Source organism: Pseudomonas sp. PH1b (genome assembly GCF_000633395.1).
GTDB lineage: Bacteria > Pseudomonadota > Gammaproteobacteria > Pseudomonadales > Pseudomonadaceae > Aquipseudomonas.
In genome coordinates this window covers 1-16,400 of the sequence record NZ_AYMU01000021.1, presented here as the reverse complement: position 1 = coordinate 16,400, position 16,400 = coordinate 1, and the positions used below count along the sequence as shown (strand labels likewise).

Below are 16,400 nucleotides of genomic sequence, written 5' to 3'. Positions count from 1 at the left end.
ACCGGGAGTAGCGCGCTCTGGTTTGATCTGGTAAGTTCGCCCGCTTGCAGCCGCAGGGCCGGCAAGTGTCGGAGATGGAGCAATCCTGCGCAATGGATTACAAGAGTAGAGGCGGTCCATTCATGCCCACCCAAGCAAAGCAACAGATTCAATCGATCAGCGGTTTTGAACCTTATGTTGAAACTGCGGGCGAAGAGTACATGGGCAAGCCCATGCGCGAGCACTTCACCAAGATCCTGAACAAGTGGAAACAGGACTTGATGCAGGAAGTCGACCGCACTGTTGATCACATGAAAGACGAAGCAGCCAACTTCCCCGACCCGGCCGACCGCGCCAGCCAGGAAGAAGAGTTCAGCCTTGAACTGCGTGCTCGCGATCGTGAGCGCAAGTTGATCAAGAAGATCGACAAGACCCTGCAGTTGATCGAAGACGAAGAGTACGGCTGGTGTGAGTCTTGCGGAGTCGAGATCGGTATCCGCCGCCTGGAAGCCCGCCCAACCGCCGACATGTGCGTCGACTGCAAGACCCTGGCGGAAATCAAGGAAAAACAGGTCGGCAAGTAATCGCCAGCCTGAACCTGAAACGGAGCGTATACACGCTCCGTTTTCGTTTCTGCCTTCCCCCGCCTCCCTGACAGCATCGTCACCACGGGGCCAGACGAAGTAACATCCGCTCCATGACTGCCTCCACATCCTCTGCATATATCGGGCGCTTCGCGCCTACTCCCAGCGGCTACCTGCACTTCGGCTCGCTGGTCGCCGCCCTGGCCTCCTATCTGGACGCCCGCGCCGCCGGCGGGCGCTGGCTGCTGCGCATGGAAGATCTCGATCCGCCCCGGGAGGAACCCGGCGCCCAGGCAGCCATTCTCAAGGCCCTGGAAAGCTACGGTTTCGAGTGGGATGGCGAAATGATCCGCCAGAGCGATCGCCACGATGCCTATGCTGCAGTTCTCAATCGCCTGTTCAACCAGGGGCTCGCCTACGCCTGCACCTGTTCGCGCAAGCAACTGGAGCCCTACCAGGGCATTTATCCCGGGCTGTGCCGCAACCTCGGCCACGCCCAGGACAACGCGGCGATCCGCCTGCGGGTACCGGAGCTTGAATACCGCTTCATCGACCGGGTGCAGGGCGAGTACCGCCAGCATCTGGGTCGGGAAGTCGGGGATTTCGTGATCCGTCGTCGGGACGGCCTCTATGCCTATCAACTGGCCGTGGTGCTCGATGACGCCTGGCAGGGCATCACCGATATCGTTCGTGGCGCCGACCTGCTGGACTCCACACCACGCCAGCTGTACCTGCAGGAGTTGCTGGGACTGCCACAGCCACGCTATTTGCACGTGCCCCTGATCACCCAGCCGGACGGCCACAAGCTGGGCAAGTCCTATCGTTCGCCGCCCCTGACCGAGGACCGGGCACCGCCTCTGCTGCTGCGGGCCCTGCGAGCACTGGGCCAGAAACCGGGCAACGAACTCGAGGGAGCCCCCGTGACACAGATCATGAGCTGGGGCATCGCCCACTGGGATGCGAGCCTGATTCCACGCACACTGAGCGTGCCGGAAGCGCAATTAAGCTGACGCCCCTTGCAGCTTGGCGCCCATCCGTTACCATCGCCGCACGTTTTCGGGCACGCACACAATAAAGAGAGGCCGAGATGTACATCTATCGCTTGGTCCTGCTCCTGGTAGTGGGGATCTATCTGTTCTCCCCCGCCATCATGGATTGGTGGATCGATGCTACTGGCGCCTGGTATCGCCCGTATCTGCTCTGGCTGATTCTGATCGTCGTGACCTTCATCCTGCAGAGCCAAAAAGATGCCGATGAGCTTTAGCCTGACCCAGATGATCCTGATCAGCGCCGCCTATTTGCTGGTGCTGTTCGGGGTGGCCTGGATCAGTGAGCGCGGCATGATTCCACGCTCGATCATTCGCCACCCGCTGACCTACACCCTGTCCTTGGGGGTCTACGCCAGCGCCTGGGCGTTCTACGGCACCGTGGGCCTGGCCTATCAGTACGGCTATGGCTTCCTCTCCAGCTACCTGGGGGTGTCCGGGGCCTTTCTGCTGGCACCGGTGCTGCTGTATCCGATCCTCAAGATCACCCGTACCTATCAGCTGTCGTCCCTGGCGGACCTGTTTGCCTTCCGCTTTCGCAGCACCTGGGCCGGCGCGCTGACCACCATCTTCATGCTGGTAGGGGTCCTGCCCCTGCTGGCCCTGCAGATCCAGGCCGTGGCCGACTCCATCGGCATCCTCACCCATGAACCAGTACAGCATCGCGTGGCGCTGAGCTTTTGCGCCCTGATAACCCTGTTCACGATTTTCTTCGGCTCGCGACACATTGCCACCCGGGAAAAACATGAAGGCCTGGTATTCGCCATCGCCTTCGAGTCGGTGATCAAGCTGATCGCCATCGGCGGCGTCGGTCTCTATGCGCTGTACGGGGTGTTCGATGGCCCGCAGCAACTCGAGCTCTGGCTGCTGCAGAACCAGACCGCCCTCGCTGCGCTGCACACCCCGCTGCAGGAAGGCCCATGGCGCACCTTGCTGCTGGTGTTCTTCGCCTCGGCGATCGTGATGCCACACATGTATCACATGACCTTTACCGAGAATCTCAACCCCCGCGCGCTGGTCAGCGCCAGCTGGGGGCTGCCGTTGTTCCTGCTGCTGATGAGCCTGGCAGTGCCTTTGATTCTCTGGGCCGGGCTCAAGCTCGGCGCCACTACCAACCCGGAATACTTCACCCTGGGCATCGGCATCGCCGCCAACAGTCCGGCGCTGGCCTTGCTGGCCTATGTCGGCGGCTTGTCGGCCGCCAGCGGCCTGATCATCGTCACAACCCTCGCGCTCTCGGGAATGGCCCTGAACCACCTGGTGCTGCCGCTTTATCAGCCACCTGCGGAGGGCAACATCTACCGCTGGCTGAAATGGACCCGCCGCGCCCTGATCGTCGCCATCATCATGGCCGGCTACGCCTTCTACCTGCTGCTGGGGGCCGAACAGGACCTGGCCAACCTGGGGATCGTGGCCTTTGTCGCCACCTTGCAATTCCTTCCTGGCGTGCTGTCGGTGCTGTATTGGCCAACCGCCAACCGCCGCGGCTTCATCGCCGGGCTGCTGGCCGGGATTCTGGTATGGCTGGTGACCATGTTGCTGCCGTTGATCGGCAATCTGCAGGGCTTCTATATCCCGCTGCTGAACATGATCTACGTCCTCGACGACACCAGTTGGCACATGGCAGCCATCGCCTCCCTGGCGGCCAACGTGCTGATGTTCACCCTGATCTCGCTCTTCACCAACGCCAGCAGCGAAGAAGCCAGCGCCGCCGAAGCCTGCGCGGTAGACAACGTACGTCGCCCGCAACGCCGGGAGCTGCATGCCGCCTCGCCCCAGGAGTTCGCCACGCAACTGGCCAAGCCGTTGGGCGCCAAGGCCGCGCAAAAGGAAGTGGAACAGGCCCTGCGCGACCTCTACCTGCCCTTCGATGAACGCCGGCCCTATGCGCTGCGGCGCCTGCGGGACCGTATCGAAGCCAACCTGTCCGGCCTGATGGGGCCGAGCGTTGCCCAGGACATGGTCGAAACCTTCCTGCCCTACAAGGCAGGCGGTGAAAACTACGTTACCGAGGACATTCACTTCATCGAAAGCCGGCTTGAAGACTACCACTCGCGCCTGACCGGTCTGGCCGCCGAGCTCGATGCCCTGCGCCGCTATCACCGACAGACCCTGCAAGAGCTGCCGATGGGCGTCTGCTCCCTGGCCAAGGACCAAGAGATCCTGATGTGGAACAAGGCCATGGAAGAGCTCACCGGCATACCAGCCCAGCACGTGGTGGGCTCGCGCCTGAGCACTATCAGCAATCCGTGGAAAGACCTGCTGCAAGGCTTCATCAACCTGCCGGACGAACACCTGCACAAGCAGCACCTGGCCCTCGATGGCCAGACCCGCTGGCTGAACCTGCACAAGGCGGCCATCGACGAGCCCCTGGCCCCGGGCAACAGCGGCCTGGTGCTGCTGGTGGAGGACCTGACCGAAACCCAGACCCTGGAAGACAAGCTGGTGCACTCCGAACGCCTGGCCAGCATCGGACGCCTGGCCGCTGGGGTCGCTCACGAAATCGGCAACCCGATCACCGGTATCGCCTGCCTGGCGCAGAACCTGCGGGAAGAACGTGAGGAAGACGGCGAGCTGACGGAAATCAGCGAGCAGATCCTCGAGCAGACCAAGCGCATATCGCGCATCGTCCAATCGCTGATGAGCTTTGCCCATGCTGGCAGCCATCAGCACAACGACGAAGCAGTGTGCCTGGCCGAAGTCGCCCAGGACGCCATCGGTCTGCTGGCGCTGAACCGGCGCAATTTCGAAGTGCAGTTCTTCAACCTGTGCGATCCCGACCACTGGGTCGACGGGGATCCGCAACGGCTTGCCCAGGTCTTGATCAACCTTCTTTCCAACGCCCGCGACGCCTCCCCTCCCGGCAGCGCCGTACGCGTCAAGAGCGAGGCTTTCGAGCACACGGTCGACCTGATCGTGGAGGACGAAGGCAGCGGTATTCCGAAGAACATCATGGACCGATTGTTCGAACCGTTTTTCACCACAAAGGACCCTGGGGAAGGCACCGGTCTGGGCCTTGCGCTGGTCTATTCCATCGTTGAAGAGCATTATGGACAAATCACCATCGACAGCCCGGCCGATCCTCAAAGCCAACGCGGTACCCGTATTCGGGTGACTTTGCCGCGTCATGTCGAAGCGACGTCCGCTGTGAACTGAGACCGTCGAGAGAATTGAATCAATGCCGCATATTCTGATCGTCGAAGACGAAACCATCATCCGCTCCGCCCTGCGCCGCCTGTTGGAACGCAACCAGTACCAGGTCAGCGAAGCCGGCTCAGTGCAGGAAGCCCAGGAACGCTTCAGCATCCCCACGTTCGACCTGATCGTCAGTGACCTGCGCCTGCCAGGCGCCCCGGGCACCGAACTGATCAAGCTCGGCCAGGGCACACCGGTGCTGATCATGACCAGCTACGCCAGTCTGCGCTCGGCCGTGGACTCGATGAAGATGGGCGCGGTGGACTATATCGCCAAGCCTTTCGATCACGATGAAATGCTCCAGGCAGTGGCCCGCATCCTGCGAGATCGGCAAAGCGCCGAGAGCGCGCCAGCGGAACGCCCTGTGGGCAAGGCCGGTGCGGTCGCAGACAAGGTGGGTGCCAGCAACAGCAACGGTGAAATCGGCATCATCGGCTCCTGCGCGCCCATGCAGGATCTGTACAGCAAGATCCGCAAGGTCGCGCCCACGGACTCCAATGTGTTGATCCAGGGCGAGTCCGGCACCGGCAAGGAATTGGTGGCACGGGCGCTGCACAATCTGTCCAAGCGCGCCAAGGCGCCGATGATCTCGGTGAACTGTGCGGCCATTCCGGAAACCCTGATCGAGTCCGAGCTGTTCGGCCACGAGAAGGGCGCGTTCACCGGCGCCAGCGCTGGCCGGGCCGGCCTGGTAGAGGCCGCGGACGGCGGTACGCTGTTCCTCGACGAGATCGGCGAACTGCCACTGGAAGCCCAGGCACGCCTGCTGCGGGTTTTGCAGGAAGGCGAGATCCGCCGCGTGGGCTCGGTGCAATCGCAAAAGGTCGATGTGCGCCTGATCGCGGCAACCCACCGTGACCTGAAGAGCCTGTCAAAGATCGGCCAATTCCGTGAAGACCTGTATTACCGCCTGCACGTGATAGCCCTGAAGTTGCCAGCCCTGCGCGAACGCGGCGCCGACGTGAATGAAATCGCCCAAGCCTTCCTGGACCGTCAAAGCGCGCGTGTTGGTCGCTCGGACCTGAAGTTCGCCGCCGACGCCGAACAGGCGATCCGTCATTACTCTTGGCCGGGCAACGTGCGCGAGTTGGAGAACGCCGTCGAGCGCGCGGTGATCCTGTGTGAAAGCCCGGAAATCTCTGCCGACCTGCTGGGGATCGATATCGAGCTGAGCGATCTGGAGGACGATGACTTCGTCGGCCTCGCGCCACAGTCAGGCAGCACCAGCCACGAGCCAACCGAAGACCTGTCTCTGGAAGACTACTTCCAGCATTTCGTCCTCGAACACCAGGACCACATGACCGAGACCGAACTGGCTCGCAAACTGGGCGTCAGCCGCAAGTGCCTCTGGGAACGCCGTCAACGCCTGGGCATCCCACGCCGCAAAAGCGGAGTCGCCAGCGAAAGCTGAACCGAGGCTGTCGAATCCACGAGTAGATTCGACAAAATGAAAAAAACTGTTACCGCTGCAATTCCACGTAACAAAAGCCGGGGCTAAAGGTAACGAAGCCCCGGTTTTTTTTGCCCTGAAAAACACCTCGACTCGCACCTAACCCCTTGTTTTATTGGGGATCACAAAAGTTGGCACGACACCTGCTATATGCTTAGTACAAGAACAATAACAAGCAATGCACAAGACAATAAAAATAAGACGAATCGACTCACGCATAATAAAAACAACACGGCGGAGGCGCAGCTAACTGATTCTTTTGGAGAGGCGTTGTATTTGGGGCGTGCCCCACAACCAGGCCGAGAACAACAAAAACTGCCCTAAGGCAGAGCCTGAACTGGTTGGATCGAAAGGTCATTGCAACTCAGCGATCAAAGCAATCCGTTTGCTCTTGGCTCCCGATTGGGAGGGTCACACTGGGTTAACCAGGTGACAAGGGCGTTTAACAAAAACAAGAAGCCCGAAACCAATAATAAAAATAGAGCACGCAACTATTCTGGGGGAGCTTCGGCTCCCCTTGTGGTTTCCGCCATTCGCATTTTTGCCTTCCTGCCCCCCGCCAACCGCCCTAGACCAAGGCTTGGCGCCGACCTACACAAGTAACGGCAGCTTCCTACACCATCCTTCGACTAAATGCTAGAATCCCCGCCCATCATGCGGTCATTCTTCGTTTTGGCCGAACATTCCTTCAAACAGTGCATCCCATGCTGAAGAAGCTGTTCCAGTCATTCCGTTCTCCCTTGCGTCGTACGCAACACAAACGCAGCACGCCTGAAGTGCTCAACAGCAGCCAACATTCGCTGCAACGTGCCCAGTTCAGCCGGTATGCGGTGAATATCGTCGAGCGCCTGCAGAACGCCGGCTACCAGGCCTACCTGGTGGGTGGTTGCGTGCGCGACATGCTGCTCAATATCACCCCCAAAGACTTCGATGTCGCCACCAGCGCCACACCGGAACAGGTCAGGGCCGAGTTTCGTAACGCGCGGATCATTGGCCGCCGGTTCAAACTGGTGCACATCCACTTCGGTCGCGAAATCATCGAGGTCGCGACCTTCCGCGCCAACCACCCGCAAAACGAAGACGACGAGGACAGCAACCAATCCTCGCGCAACGAAAGCGGGCGGATCCTGCGGGACAACGTCTACGGCACCCTGGAAGATGACGCGCAACGCCGCGACTTCACCATCAATGCCCTGTATTACGACCCGGTCAGCGAGCGCATCCTCGATTACGCCAATGGCGTACACGACATTCGCAACAACCTGATCCGCCTGATCGGCGACCCTCGGCAGCGTTACCAGGAAGACCCGGTGCGGATGCTGCGGGCCGTACGTTTCGCAGCGAAACTGAACTTCGGCATCGAGAAGCACACGGCCTCGCCGATTCGCGAGTTGGCGCCCATGCTGCGGGAAATCCCTTCGGCGCGCCTGTTCGAGGAAGTGCTCAAGCTGTTCCTTTCCGGCTACGCGGCCGACACTTTCGAAATGCTGGTGGACCTGCAACTGTTCGACCCGTTGTTCCCAGCCAGCGCCGAAGCCCTGGAGCACAACCCGACCTACACCCACACGCTGATCAGCGAAGCCCTGATCAACACCGACCTGCGGATCAAGCAGAACAAGCCGGTGACCCCGGCCTTCCTGTTCGCTGCCCTGCTCTGGCCAGCCTTGCCGGCCCGAGTGCTGCGCCTGCAGGATCGAGGCATGCCACCGATCCCGGCCATGCAGGAAGCGGCTCACGAGCTGATCGCCGAACAGTGCCAGCGCATCGCCATTCCCAAGCGCTTCACCATGCCCATCCGCGAGATCTGGGACATGCAGGAACGCCTGCCACGGCGCAGCGGCAAACGCGCCGACCAGTTGCTGGACAATCCACGCTTCCGGGCCGGTTACGACTTCTTGCTGCTACGTGAAAGCGCTGGCGAGCAGACCGACGGGCTGGGTGAATGGTGGACCGACTACCAGGACGCCAACGACGCCGAGCGCCGCGAGATGATCCGCGACCTGAGCGGCAAGGATGACGCCAGCGGTGCGCCACGCAAGCGCCGGCGCAGCAGCGGTGCCAAACGCAAGCGTGCGGGCACCTCAAGCGCCTCCGGCGAGTAATAGATGGAACAGATCTATATCGGCATGGGCAGCAACCTGGCGGCCCCTGAAGAACAACTGCGCAGTGCCATCGAGGCCCTGGCGCAGTTGCCCGACAGCCAACTGCGCGGGGTATCGGCGTTTTATCAAAGCGACTCCCTGCTTCCTGGCCAACCGCGCTACACCAACGCGGTGGCGGCGCTGGCCAGCAGCCTGCAGCCGCTGGCCCTGCTCGATGCCCTGCAGGCCATCGAAAACCAGCAAGGCCGCGAGCGCAATGAGCGCTGGGGGCCGCGAACCCTGGATCTGGACATCCTTCTGTTCGGAGATCGACTGATCGACGAACCCCGGCTCAAAGTCCCTCATTACCACATGCAAGCCCGCCCCTTTGTCCTCTACCCGCTGGCTGAACTTGCCCCCGCCGACCTGCAACTGGCCGACGGGCGCAGCCTGCAGGAACTGCTCGCCGCCTGTCCTTTTGTCGGGCTCGAACGCCTGGCCTGACCGCTGAAACGCATCAGTAACGGCGGTAACACTCGCGGCGTAACAATGCGGTAACACATCTAATTGACTTCCCGAGTTCTCCTCACGACTATAGGCGTCCCGTTGCCGCCATCACGGCGTTAAAGGGCGCAATTCAAGCGAGGCTTGTTCGCGGTGACCCCAGGAAACGCAGGCAGAGACAGCTGTGCGGCAGCGGTGACAGCCGCTGGCCTAGCCCCTCTTCTGAGCACAGAATGATGTGCCCGCCCTCCAGGCGCGATCCCGGAACCGTCTTCAAGTCCCTTGGAACCAGGCTGTATAAGCACGACAAAAGACCGTGCGCCTGAATAACGAAGAATCACGCGCGTTACTCGCAGTAGTTTCCAAAGCGCCTGAATGAGGACCCCTTTTCATGCCAGACATCACTCTGACCACCCTGCAAAGCCTCAAGCAGAAAGGTGAAAAAATCACCATGCTGACCTGCTATGACGCAACCTTCGCCCACACCTGCTGCGAAGCCGGTGTCGAAGTCCTGCTGGTAGGCGACTCCCTGGGCATGGTGTTGCAAGGACACGACAGCACATTGCCGGTCAGCAACGCCGACATGGCCTATCACGTCGCAGCGGTGAAACGCGGCAACAATGGGGCGCTGATCCTCGCCGACCTGCCTTTCATGTCCTATGCCACCACCGAGCAGGCGCTGAGCAGCTCGGCGCAACTGATGCAGGCTGGCGCGCACATGCTCAAGATCGAAGGCGCGGCCTGGTTGGCAGACTCTGTCCGCCTGCTGCACGAGCGTGGCGTACCGGTCTGCGTGCACATGGGGCTGACGCCACAAACCGTGAATGTACTGGGCGGCTATAAAGTGCAAGGCCGCAACGAAAGCCAGGCCCGGCAAATGCGCGCAGACGCCATAGCCCTGGAACAGGCGGGTGCGGCCATGCTGCTGCTGGAATGCGTCCCCAGCGAACTGGCGGCGGAAATCACCCAGGCGGTGAAGATCCCGGTGATCGGCATCGGTGCCGGCAGCGCCACCGACGGCCAGGTCCTGGTGATCCACGACATGCTGGGCCTGTCCCTCAGCGGCCGCTCGCCCAAGTTCGTTAAGAACTTCATGGCGGGCAAAGACAGCATCCAGGCCGCACTGAGCGCCTATGTCGAAGAAGTCAAAGCCGTAACCTTCCCAGGTGCCGAACACGGGTTCTCTGCATGAATACAGTCAAGACCGTACGCGAGCTGCGAGCCGCAGTCGCCCGCGCTCGCAGCGAAGGCAAACGGATCGGCTTCGTGCCGACCATGGGCAACCTGCACAGCGGCCATGCCGCACTGGTGGCCAAAGCCGCCCAGCGGGTGGACTTCGTGGTGGCCAGTATCTTCGTCAATCCGTTGCAGTTCGGTGCTGGCGAGGATCTGGACAAGTACCCTCGCACCCTCGCCGCCGACCAGGAAAAGCTGCTCCAGGCCGGTTGCCATCTACTGTTCGCCCCCAGCGTCGAGGAGATGTACCCCGACGGCATGGCCGGGCAGACCCGGGTCAGCGTTCCACAGCTCTGCGAAGGCTTGTGCGGCGCCAGCCGTCCCGGGCACTTTGAAGGTGTAGCGACGGTGGTCAGCAAGCTGTTCAACATGGTGCAGCCGGATCTTGCGGTGTTCGGCCAGAAGGACTACCAGCAACTGGCGGTCATTCGCGCCCTGGTGCATGACCTGAACATGCCGATCCAGATCATTGGCGAGCCAACCGTACGGGCTGCCGACGGCCTGGCCCTGTCTTCGCGCAATGGCTACCTGAGTGAAGAACAGCGCGCCATCGCCCCGGTGCTGTACCGCAGCCTGAGCCAGATCGCCCAGGCCATCCGCGACGGCGAACGCGACTATCCGAAGCTTTTGGCCGAACACCAGCAACTGCTCGAAGCGGCAGGCCTGCGCCACGACTACCTGGAGATCCGCCAGGCTCAGAACCTGCGGCCAGCCGTTGCCGAAGACCGTGACCTGGTGATTCTGGTAGCCGCCTACCTGGGCGCTACCCGGCTGATCGACAACCTGCATCTGAACCTCGACACAGCGGCCTAACCCCTGATTGCCCGAACGCAGAGCTTCGGGCAAACTGCCGCCGGCTGGGGCCCGCAGCCGTTACCGCGAGCCCCGGTCGAAAACCTGATCAAGGGAAAGTCCCATGCCAGCCCACCTGTTCAAGGCCAAGCGGCATCGCGCAGCAATCCCGGCTCAGGTTGCCTGGATCCATCCCCCGACTTCTCTACACTGAAAACGCCATGCTGAGCTGTTCTGCCTCACAGGTACAAAATAGTACCGGCCACAGGTCGGACAAAGCCAAGACAGAACGGCACGCTGGAGTTACTGTTATCGCCCTGACTGATTAATCGTATCAGCACCGGGCTGACCGAACCGGGTCCTTGGGACCGAGCAGGACGTTCCGGGCTTTTCAGTGTCCAAAAGGCAGTTCAAGCAAAAGGAAAACCGCAGCGATGGCGTACTACCGCACTCCTCACGACGTTACCGCTCTGCCCGCCTGGCAAGCGTTGCAAGACCACCGCCAAGCCATGCAGGATTTCAGCATGCGCGAGGCGTTCAATAGCGACCCACAGCGCTTCAGCCAATTCACCCTGAGCAGCTGCGGCCTGTTTCTCGACTACTCGAAGAACCTGATCACCGGTGAGACCCGCGATCTGCTGGTCAACCTGGCCAAGGAAGTGGGCCTGGCCGACGCCATCAAGTCCATGGTTACCGGCGAGTTGGTCAATGCTTCCGAAGGGCGTCCAGCCCTGCACACCGCGCTGCGCCGGCCAGTGGGCGACAAACTGTCGGTCAACGGCGTCAACGTGATGCCGGAAGTGCACAAGGTGCTGAACCAGATCACCGAGCTGGTGGGACGCATCCATGACGGCCTGTGGCGCGGCTACACCGAGAAGCCCATCACCGATGTGGTGAACATCGGCATCGGCGGCTCCTTCCTCGGCCCGGAACTGGTGTCCGAAGCCCTGCTGTCCTACGCCCAGAAAGGCGTGCGTTGCCACTACCTGGCCAATATCGACGGCAGTGAGTTCCATGAACTTTCGGCGAAGATCCGTGCTGAAACCACGCTGTTCATTGTCTCGTCCAAATCCTTCAACACCCTCGAGACCCTGAAGAACGCCCAAGCGGCACGGGCCTGGTACCTGGCTCAGGGCGGCTCCGAGGCCGAACTGCACCGGCATTTCATCGCGGTGTCGAGCAACAACGCAGCGGCGGTAGCCTTCGGTATTCGTGAAGAGAACATCTTCCCGATGTGGGACTGGGTCGGCGGGCGCTACTCGCTGTGGTCCGCCATTGGCCTGCCGATCGCCCTGGCCATCGGCATGTCCAACTTCAAGGAGCTGCTGTCCGGTGCCTACACCATGGACCAGCACTTCCAGAGCGCGCCATTCGAACAGAACATGCCAGTGCTGCTGGCTCTACTAGGCGTGTGGTACGGCAATTTCTGGGGTTCGCAGAGCCATGCGATCCTGCCGTACGATCACTACCTGCGCAACATCACCAAGCACCTGCAGCAACTGGACATGGAATCCAATGGCAAGAGCGTGCGCCAGGACGGCACCCCGGTTGACACCGATACCGGGCCAGTGATCTGGGGTGGTGTCGGCTGCAACGGGCAGCACGCCTACCACCAGTTGCTGCACCAGGGCACCCAGCTGATTCCGGCCGACTTCATCGTGCCGATCGTCAGTTTCAACCCGGTGGCCGACCACCACCAGTGGCTGTACGCCAACTGCTTGTCCCAGAGCCAGGCCCTGATGCTGGGCAAGACCCGCGCCGAAGCCGAAAGCGAGCTGCGGGAAAAGGGCATGAGTGAGGCCGAGGTGGCCAAGCTCGCGCCGCACAAAGTCATTCCTGGCAACCGCCCGAGCAACACCCTGGTGGTGGAGCGCATCAGCCCGCGGCGCCTTGGCGCTCTGGTGGCGCTGTACGAACACAAGGTCTTCGTGCAAAGCGTGATCTGGGGCATCAATGCCTTCGACCAGTGGGGCGTGGAGCTTGGCAAGGAACTGGGCAAGGGCGTCTACAACCGCCTGACCGGCAGCGACGAAAGCCTCGCTGACGATGCCTCGACCCAAGGCCTGATCAACTACTTCCGCGGTCGTCACCGCGGCTGATCGACCTTGTCTGTCCCGGGAGCCGGTACACCGGCTCCTGTCAGGGCCCCGCCCTGCCCCCCTTGAACCTTCCTAACACTTGTGCGCACCCTTATGACTTGTCGCAAAACAAGAATAAGGATCCGTCATGTTCGATATCAGCACTTTTCCGAAAGCCGATGCCGTCCGCCGGGCGGCGCAAATGAGTCAGGACGACTACCAGCACCTCTACCGTCAATCCATTGAACAGCCCGATGCGTTCTGGGCTGAACAAGCCCGGCGCTTCCTGCACTGGAGCAGCCCCTGGGACAGCGTGCACAGCCACGACATGCGCACCGGCGAGGCCAGCTGGTTCCGCGGAGGCAAACTCAATGTCAGTGAGAACTGCATCGATCGTCATCTGGAAAAACGCGGCGATCAGGTGGCGATCATCTGGGAAGGTGATAACCCCGACGAGGCTATCCGCATCACCTACCAGCAACTCCACGACCATGTCTGCCGCCTGGCCAACCTGTTGAAAAGCCGTGGCGTGAAGAAAGGCGACCGGGTCTGCATCTACATGCCGATGATTCCCGAGGCGGCCTACGCCATGCTCGCCTGTACCCGGATCGGTGCCGTGCATTCGGTGGTATTCGGCGGTTTCTCGCCGGAAGCCCTGCGCGACCGGATTCTCAATGCCGATTGCCACACCGTGATCACAGCCGACGAAGGCGTGCGCGGTGGCAAGCTGGTACCGCTGAAGAACAACGTCGACAAGGCCTTGCTCAGCTGCCCGGACGTCAGCAGCGTGGTGGTGGTCCAGCGCACCGGCACGCCGGTGAACTGGGTGCAGGGCCGCGATATCCACTACCAGCAGGCCATGGTCACCGCCAGCACCGAGTGCGCGCCCGAGCCGATGGACGCCGAGGACCCGCTGTTCATCCTCTACACCTCCGGCAGCACCGGCAAACCCAAGGGCGTGCTGCACACCACCGGCGGTTACCTGTTGCAAGCCGCCCTGACGTTCAAGTACGTGCTGGACTACCGCGACGGCGAGGTCTTCTGGTGCACCGCGGACGTCGGCTGGGTGACCGGCCACAGCTACATCCTCTACGGACCACTGGCCAACGGCGCCACCACCCTGATGTTCGAAGGCGTGCCCAACTACCCCACCACCTCGCGTTTCTGGGAGGTGGTCGACAAGCATCAGGTGAACATTTTCTACACCGCGCCCACTGCCTTGCGGGCCTTGATGCGCGAAGGCAACGAACCGGTGCAGCGCACCTCCCGCAGCAGCCTGCGCCTGTTGGGCAGCGTCGGCGAGCCGATCAACCCGGAAGCCTGGGAGTGGTATTTCAATGTCGTGGGCGAGCAGCGCTGCCCGATTGTCGATACCTGGTGGCAGACCGAGACCGGCGGCATCATGCTCAGCCCCCTGGTCAGTGCCCAGCAGATCAAGCCCGGCTGCGCCTCGACCCCGATGTTCGGCGTGCAACCGGTACTGCTGGACGACCAGGGCAAGGAAATCCACGGTGCCGGCAGCGGCATTCTGGCGATCAAGGCCAGTTGGCCGGCACAGATCCGCAGCGTCTACGGCGATCCCAAGCGCATGGTCGAAACCTACTTCGCCCCCTACCCCGGGTACTATTTCACCGGCGATGGTGCACGTCGCGACGAAGACGGCAGCTACTGGATCACCGGGCGTATCGATGATGTGATCAACGTTTCCGGGCACCGCATCGGCACCGCCGAGGTGGAAAGCGCCCTGGTACTCCACGACAGCATCGCCGAAGCGGCGGTGGTGGGTTACCCCCATGACCTCAAGGGGCAAGGGATCTACGCCTTTGTCACCCCCATGCAGGGGGTCGAACCCGACGAAGCGCTGCAAAAGGAACTGCTGGCTCTGGTCAGCCGCGAGATCGGCAGTTTTGCCAAGCCGGAGCTGATCCAGTGGGCACCGGCCTTGCCGAAAACCCGTTCCGGCAAGATCATGCGGCGTATCCTGCGCAAGATTGCCTGCAACGAACTCGACACCCTGGGCGATACCTCGACCCTGGCAGACCCCAGCGTAGTGGACGGTCTGATCGACAAGCGCCTGAACGCTTGAAACCGGCGCGGCCCAGGCCGCGCCCCCTTTTCAATTCCTGTGCCGAGTTGTCATGGAATTCATTCGCAGCCGTATCGAAAGCCAGGTCATGAGTTTGTCCGGCCTCTCCCTGGGCCAGCTCGACCTGGAAAACCCCAAGGGTGATCCCGGCCTGTTCGGGCCGGGCTCCGTCAGTTGGCAAGTGCACGCCGACTTCGGCAGCATGCTGATCGGCGGCATCAGCGCCCTGCTGATGCAGGCCCTGCACCCTCTGGCCCTGGCCGGCGTCTGGGACCACTCGAACTTTCGCCAGGACATGATCGGCCGCCTGCGCCGTACAGGGCAGTTCATCTCCGGCACCACCTTCGGCGCCCGTCAGGACGCCGAGTGGCTGATCGACAAGGTACGCACCATTCACCTGCAGGTCGTGGGCACGGCGCCCGATGGTCGCCCTTATGCCGCCAGCGATCCCGACCTGCTGACCTGGGTGCACGTGGCTGAGGTCAGCAGCTTTCTGGCCGCCCACTTGCGCTACCTCAATCCCCACCTCTCGGGGGCCGACCAGGACCGCTACTACGACGAGATCGCCCTGATTGCCGAGCGCCTCGGCGCCCGGGACGTGCCTCGCTCACGGCGCGCCATCGCCGATTACCTGCAGGCCATGCGCCCGCAACTGCTCTGCGACCAACGCAGCCGCGAAGTGCTGCGCCTGCTGCTCGCCGCGCCGGCGCCCAGCCGCCTGGCCAAGCCCTTTGGTGCCTTGATGATGCAGGCCGGGATCGACCTGCTGCCGGACTGGGCCAGCCACATGCTCGAGGTCAATCAGAACCCGCTGCAACGCCAACTGATCCGTGCCAGCGTCAAGCGCAGCACACCCATGCTGCGCTGGGCCGTGCGCGACAGCTCGGTGCACAGGGCGAGACGGCGCATGGGCCTGTAACTCGCCGACCGGCCATGCACAACACGACCGACCGGTTCGCGATTGGCCGGCCCTTAGCGTTGTGTGCAACCATGATTTCCCCTACTTCGTGCACCTGCGCAGGACGGCAAGCCCAGCTCGACGCAGGTCCCCGTCACCGAGAACAAGGCCCCCATCATGCAAGACGTCGTCATCGTTGCCGCCACCCGCACCGCCGTGGGCAGTTTCCAGGGCTCCCTGGCGGGCATTCCCGCCGTTGACCTGGGCGCCGCCGTGATCCGCCAACTGCTGGCCCAGACCGGCATCGACCCGGCACAGGTCGACGAAGTGCTCATGGGCCAGGTGCTCACCGCCGGCGCCGGGCAGAACCCCGCCCGCCAGGCCGCGATCAAGGCCGGCCTGCCCCACGCCGTGCCCGCCATGACCCTGAACAAGGTCTGCGGCTCTGGCCTCAAGGCCCTGCACCTGGGC

Annotated in this window: 12 protein-coding genes and 1 pseudogene; all 13 read left to right on the top strand. The window is 62.2% G+C overall.

Annotated features, from left to right (window positions below; all coding sequences use genetic code 11):
- Positions 1–122: 122 nt before the first annotated feature.
- Entirely contained in the window at positions 123–563 is a 441-nt protein-coding gene (gene dksA / locus U873_RS0127335) for an RNA polymerase-binding protein DksA (protein ID WP_011063504.1), read from the top strand.
- Between the two features lie 113 nt (positions 564–676).
- Positions 677–1,573: a tRNA glutamyl-Q(34) synthetase GluQRS gene (gene gluQRS / locus U873_RS0127330; protein WP_025131276.1), complete on the top strand. Its 897-nt coding sequence runs from the start codon at positions 677–679 to the stop codon at positions 1,571–1,573.
- A 77-nt stretch (positions 1,574–1,650) separates the two neighbouring features.
- Positions 1,651–1,827 carry a hypothetical protein gene (locus U873_RS36385; protein WP_003176118.1) on the top strand — a complete coding sequence of 59 codons (177 nt, stop codon included), beginning with the start codon at positions 1,651–1,653 and terminating at the stop codon, positions 1,825–1,827.
- On the top strand, positions 1,811–4,765 hold the full coding sequence (locus U873_RS0127320) for a sensor histidine kinase (protein WP_025131275.1): 2,955 nt from the start codon (positions 1,811–1,813) through the stop codon (positions 4,763–4,765). The genes U873_RS36385 and U873_RS0127320 overlap by 17 nt, the downstream gene beginning before the upstream one ends.
- Positions 4,766–4,787: 22 nt before the next feature.
- On the top strand, positions 4,788–6,215 hold the full coding sequence (locus U873_RS0127315) for a sigma-54 dependent transcriptional regulator (protein WP_025131274.1): 1,428 nt from the start codon (positions 4,788–4,790) through the stop codon (positions 6,213–6,215).
- Between the two features lie 743 nt (positions 6,216–6,958).
- Positions 6,959–8,356, top strand: coding sequence for a polynucleotide adenylyltransferase PcnB (locus tag U873_RS0127310; protein ID WP_025131273.1), 1,398 nt, complete (start codon positions 6,959–6,961; stop codon positions 8,354–8,356).
- Positions 8,357–8,359: 3 nt separating this feature from the next.
- Positions 8,360–8,839, top strand: a complete 480-nt coding sequence (folK, locus tag U873_RS0127305) for a 2-amino-4-hydroxy-6-hydroxymethyldihydropteridine diphosphokinase (protein ID WP_025131272.1) — start codon at positions 8,360–8,362, stop codon at positions 8,837–8,839.
- Between the two features lie 391 nt (positions 8,840–9,230).
- Positions 9,231–10,031 carry a 3-methyl-2-oxobutanoate hydroxymethyltransferase gene (gene panB, locus U873_RS0127300; protein WP_025131271.1) on the top strand — a complete coding sequence of 267 codons (801 nt, stop codon included), beginning with the start codon at positions 9,231–9,233 and terminating at the stop codon, positions 10,029–10,031.
- Complete coding sequence (gene panC, locus U873_RS0127295) at positions 10,028–10,888, top strand: pantoate--beta-alanine ligase (RefSeq protein ID WP_025131270.1); 861 nt, start codon at positions 10,028–10,030, stop codon at positions 10,886–10,888. Before panB ends, panC begins: the two co-directional genes overlap by 4 nt.
- A gap of 413 nt (positions 10,889–11,301) precedes the next feature.
- The gene (pgi, locus tag U873_RS0127290; RefSeq protein WP_025131269.1) at positions 11,302–12,966 is read left to right on the top strand and encodes a glucose-6-phosphate isomerase; all 1,665 of its coding nucleotides are present in this window, start codon (positions 11,302–11,304) and stop codon (positions 12,964–12,966) included.
- Positions 12,967–13,093: 127 nt separating this feature from the next.
- Positions 13,094–15,031, top strand: coding sequence for an acetate--CoA ligase (gene acs, locus U873_RS0127285; RefSeq protein ID WP_025131268.1), 1,938 nt, complete (start codon positions 13,094–13,096; stop codon positions 15,029–15,031).
- 52 nt (positions 15,032–15,083) lie between these two features.
- A complete protein-coding gene (locus U873_RS0127280; RefSeq protein ID WP_025131267.1) occupies positions 15,084–15,950 on the top strand; it encodes an oxygenase MpaB family protein in 867 nt (288 codons plus the stop codon).
- A 156-nt stretch (positions 15,951–16,106) separates the two neighbouring features.
- A pseudogene (locus U873_RS0127275) lies at positions 16,107–16,400 on the top strand (acetyl-CoA C-acetyltransferase); the annotation flags it as partial.

Bases quoted from the DNA above. Each gene is read 5' to 3' on its own strand.
- dksA (WP_011063504.1), top strand. From the start codon at position 123: ATGCCCACCCAAGCAAAGCAACAGATTCAATCGATCAGCGGTTTTGAA.
- gluQRS (WP_025131276.1), top strand. From the start codon at position 677: ATGACTGCCTCCACATCCTCTGCATATATCGGGCGCTTCGCGCCTACT.
- U873_RS36385 (WP_003176118.1), top strand. From the start codon at position 1,651: ATGTACATCTATCGCTTGGTCCTGCTCCTGGTAGTGGGGATCTATCTG.
- U873_RS0127320 (WP_025131275.1), top strand. From the start codon at position 1,811: ATGCCGATGAGCTTTAGCCTGACCCAGATGATCCTGATCAGCGCCGCC.
- U873_RS0127315 (WP_025131274.1), top strand. From the start codon at position 4,788: ATGCCGCATATTCTGATCGTCGAAGACGAAACCATCATCCGCTCCGCC.
- U873_RS0127310 (WP_025131273.1), top strand. From the start codon at position 6,959: ATGCTGAAGAAGCTGTTCCAGTCATTCCGTTCTCCCTTGCGTCGTACG.
- folK (WP_025131272.1), top strand. From the start codon at position 8,360: ATGGAACAGATCTATATCGGCATGGGCAGCAACCTGGCGGCCCCTGAA.
- panB (WP_025131271.1), top strand. From the start codon at position 9,231: ATGCCAGACATCACTCTGACCACCCTGCAAAGCCTCAAGCAGAAAGGT.
- panC (WP_025131270.1), top strand. From the start codon at position 10,028: ATGAATACAGTCAAGACCGTACGCGAGCTGCGAGCCGCAGTCGCCCGC.
- pgi (WP_025131269.1), top strand. From the start codon at position 11,302: ATGGCGTACTACCGCACTCCTCACGACGTTACCGCTCTGCCCGCCTGG.
- acs (WP_025131268.1), top strand. From the start codon at position 13,094: ATGTTCGATATCAGCACTTTTCCGAAAGCCGATGCCGTCCGCCGGGCG.
- U873_RS0127280 (WP_025131267.1), top strand. From the start codon at position 15,084: ATGGAATTCATTCGCAGCCGTATCGAAAGCCAGGTCATGAGTTTGTCC.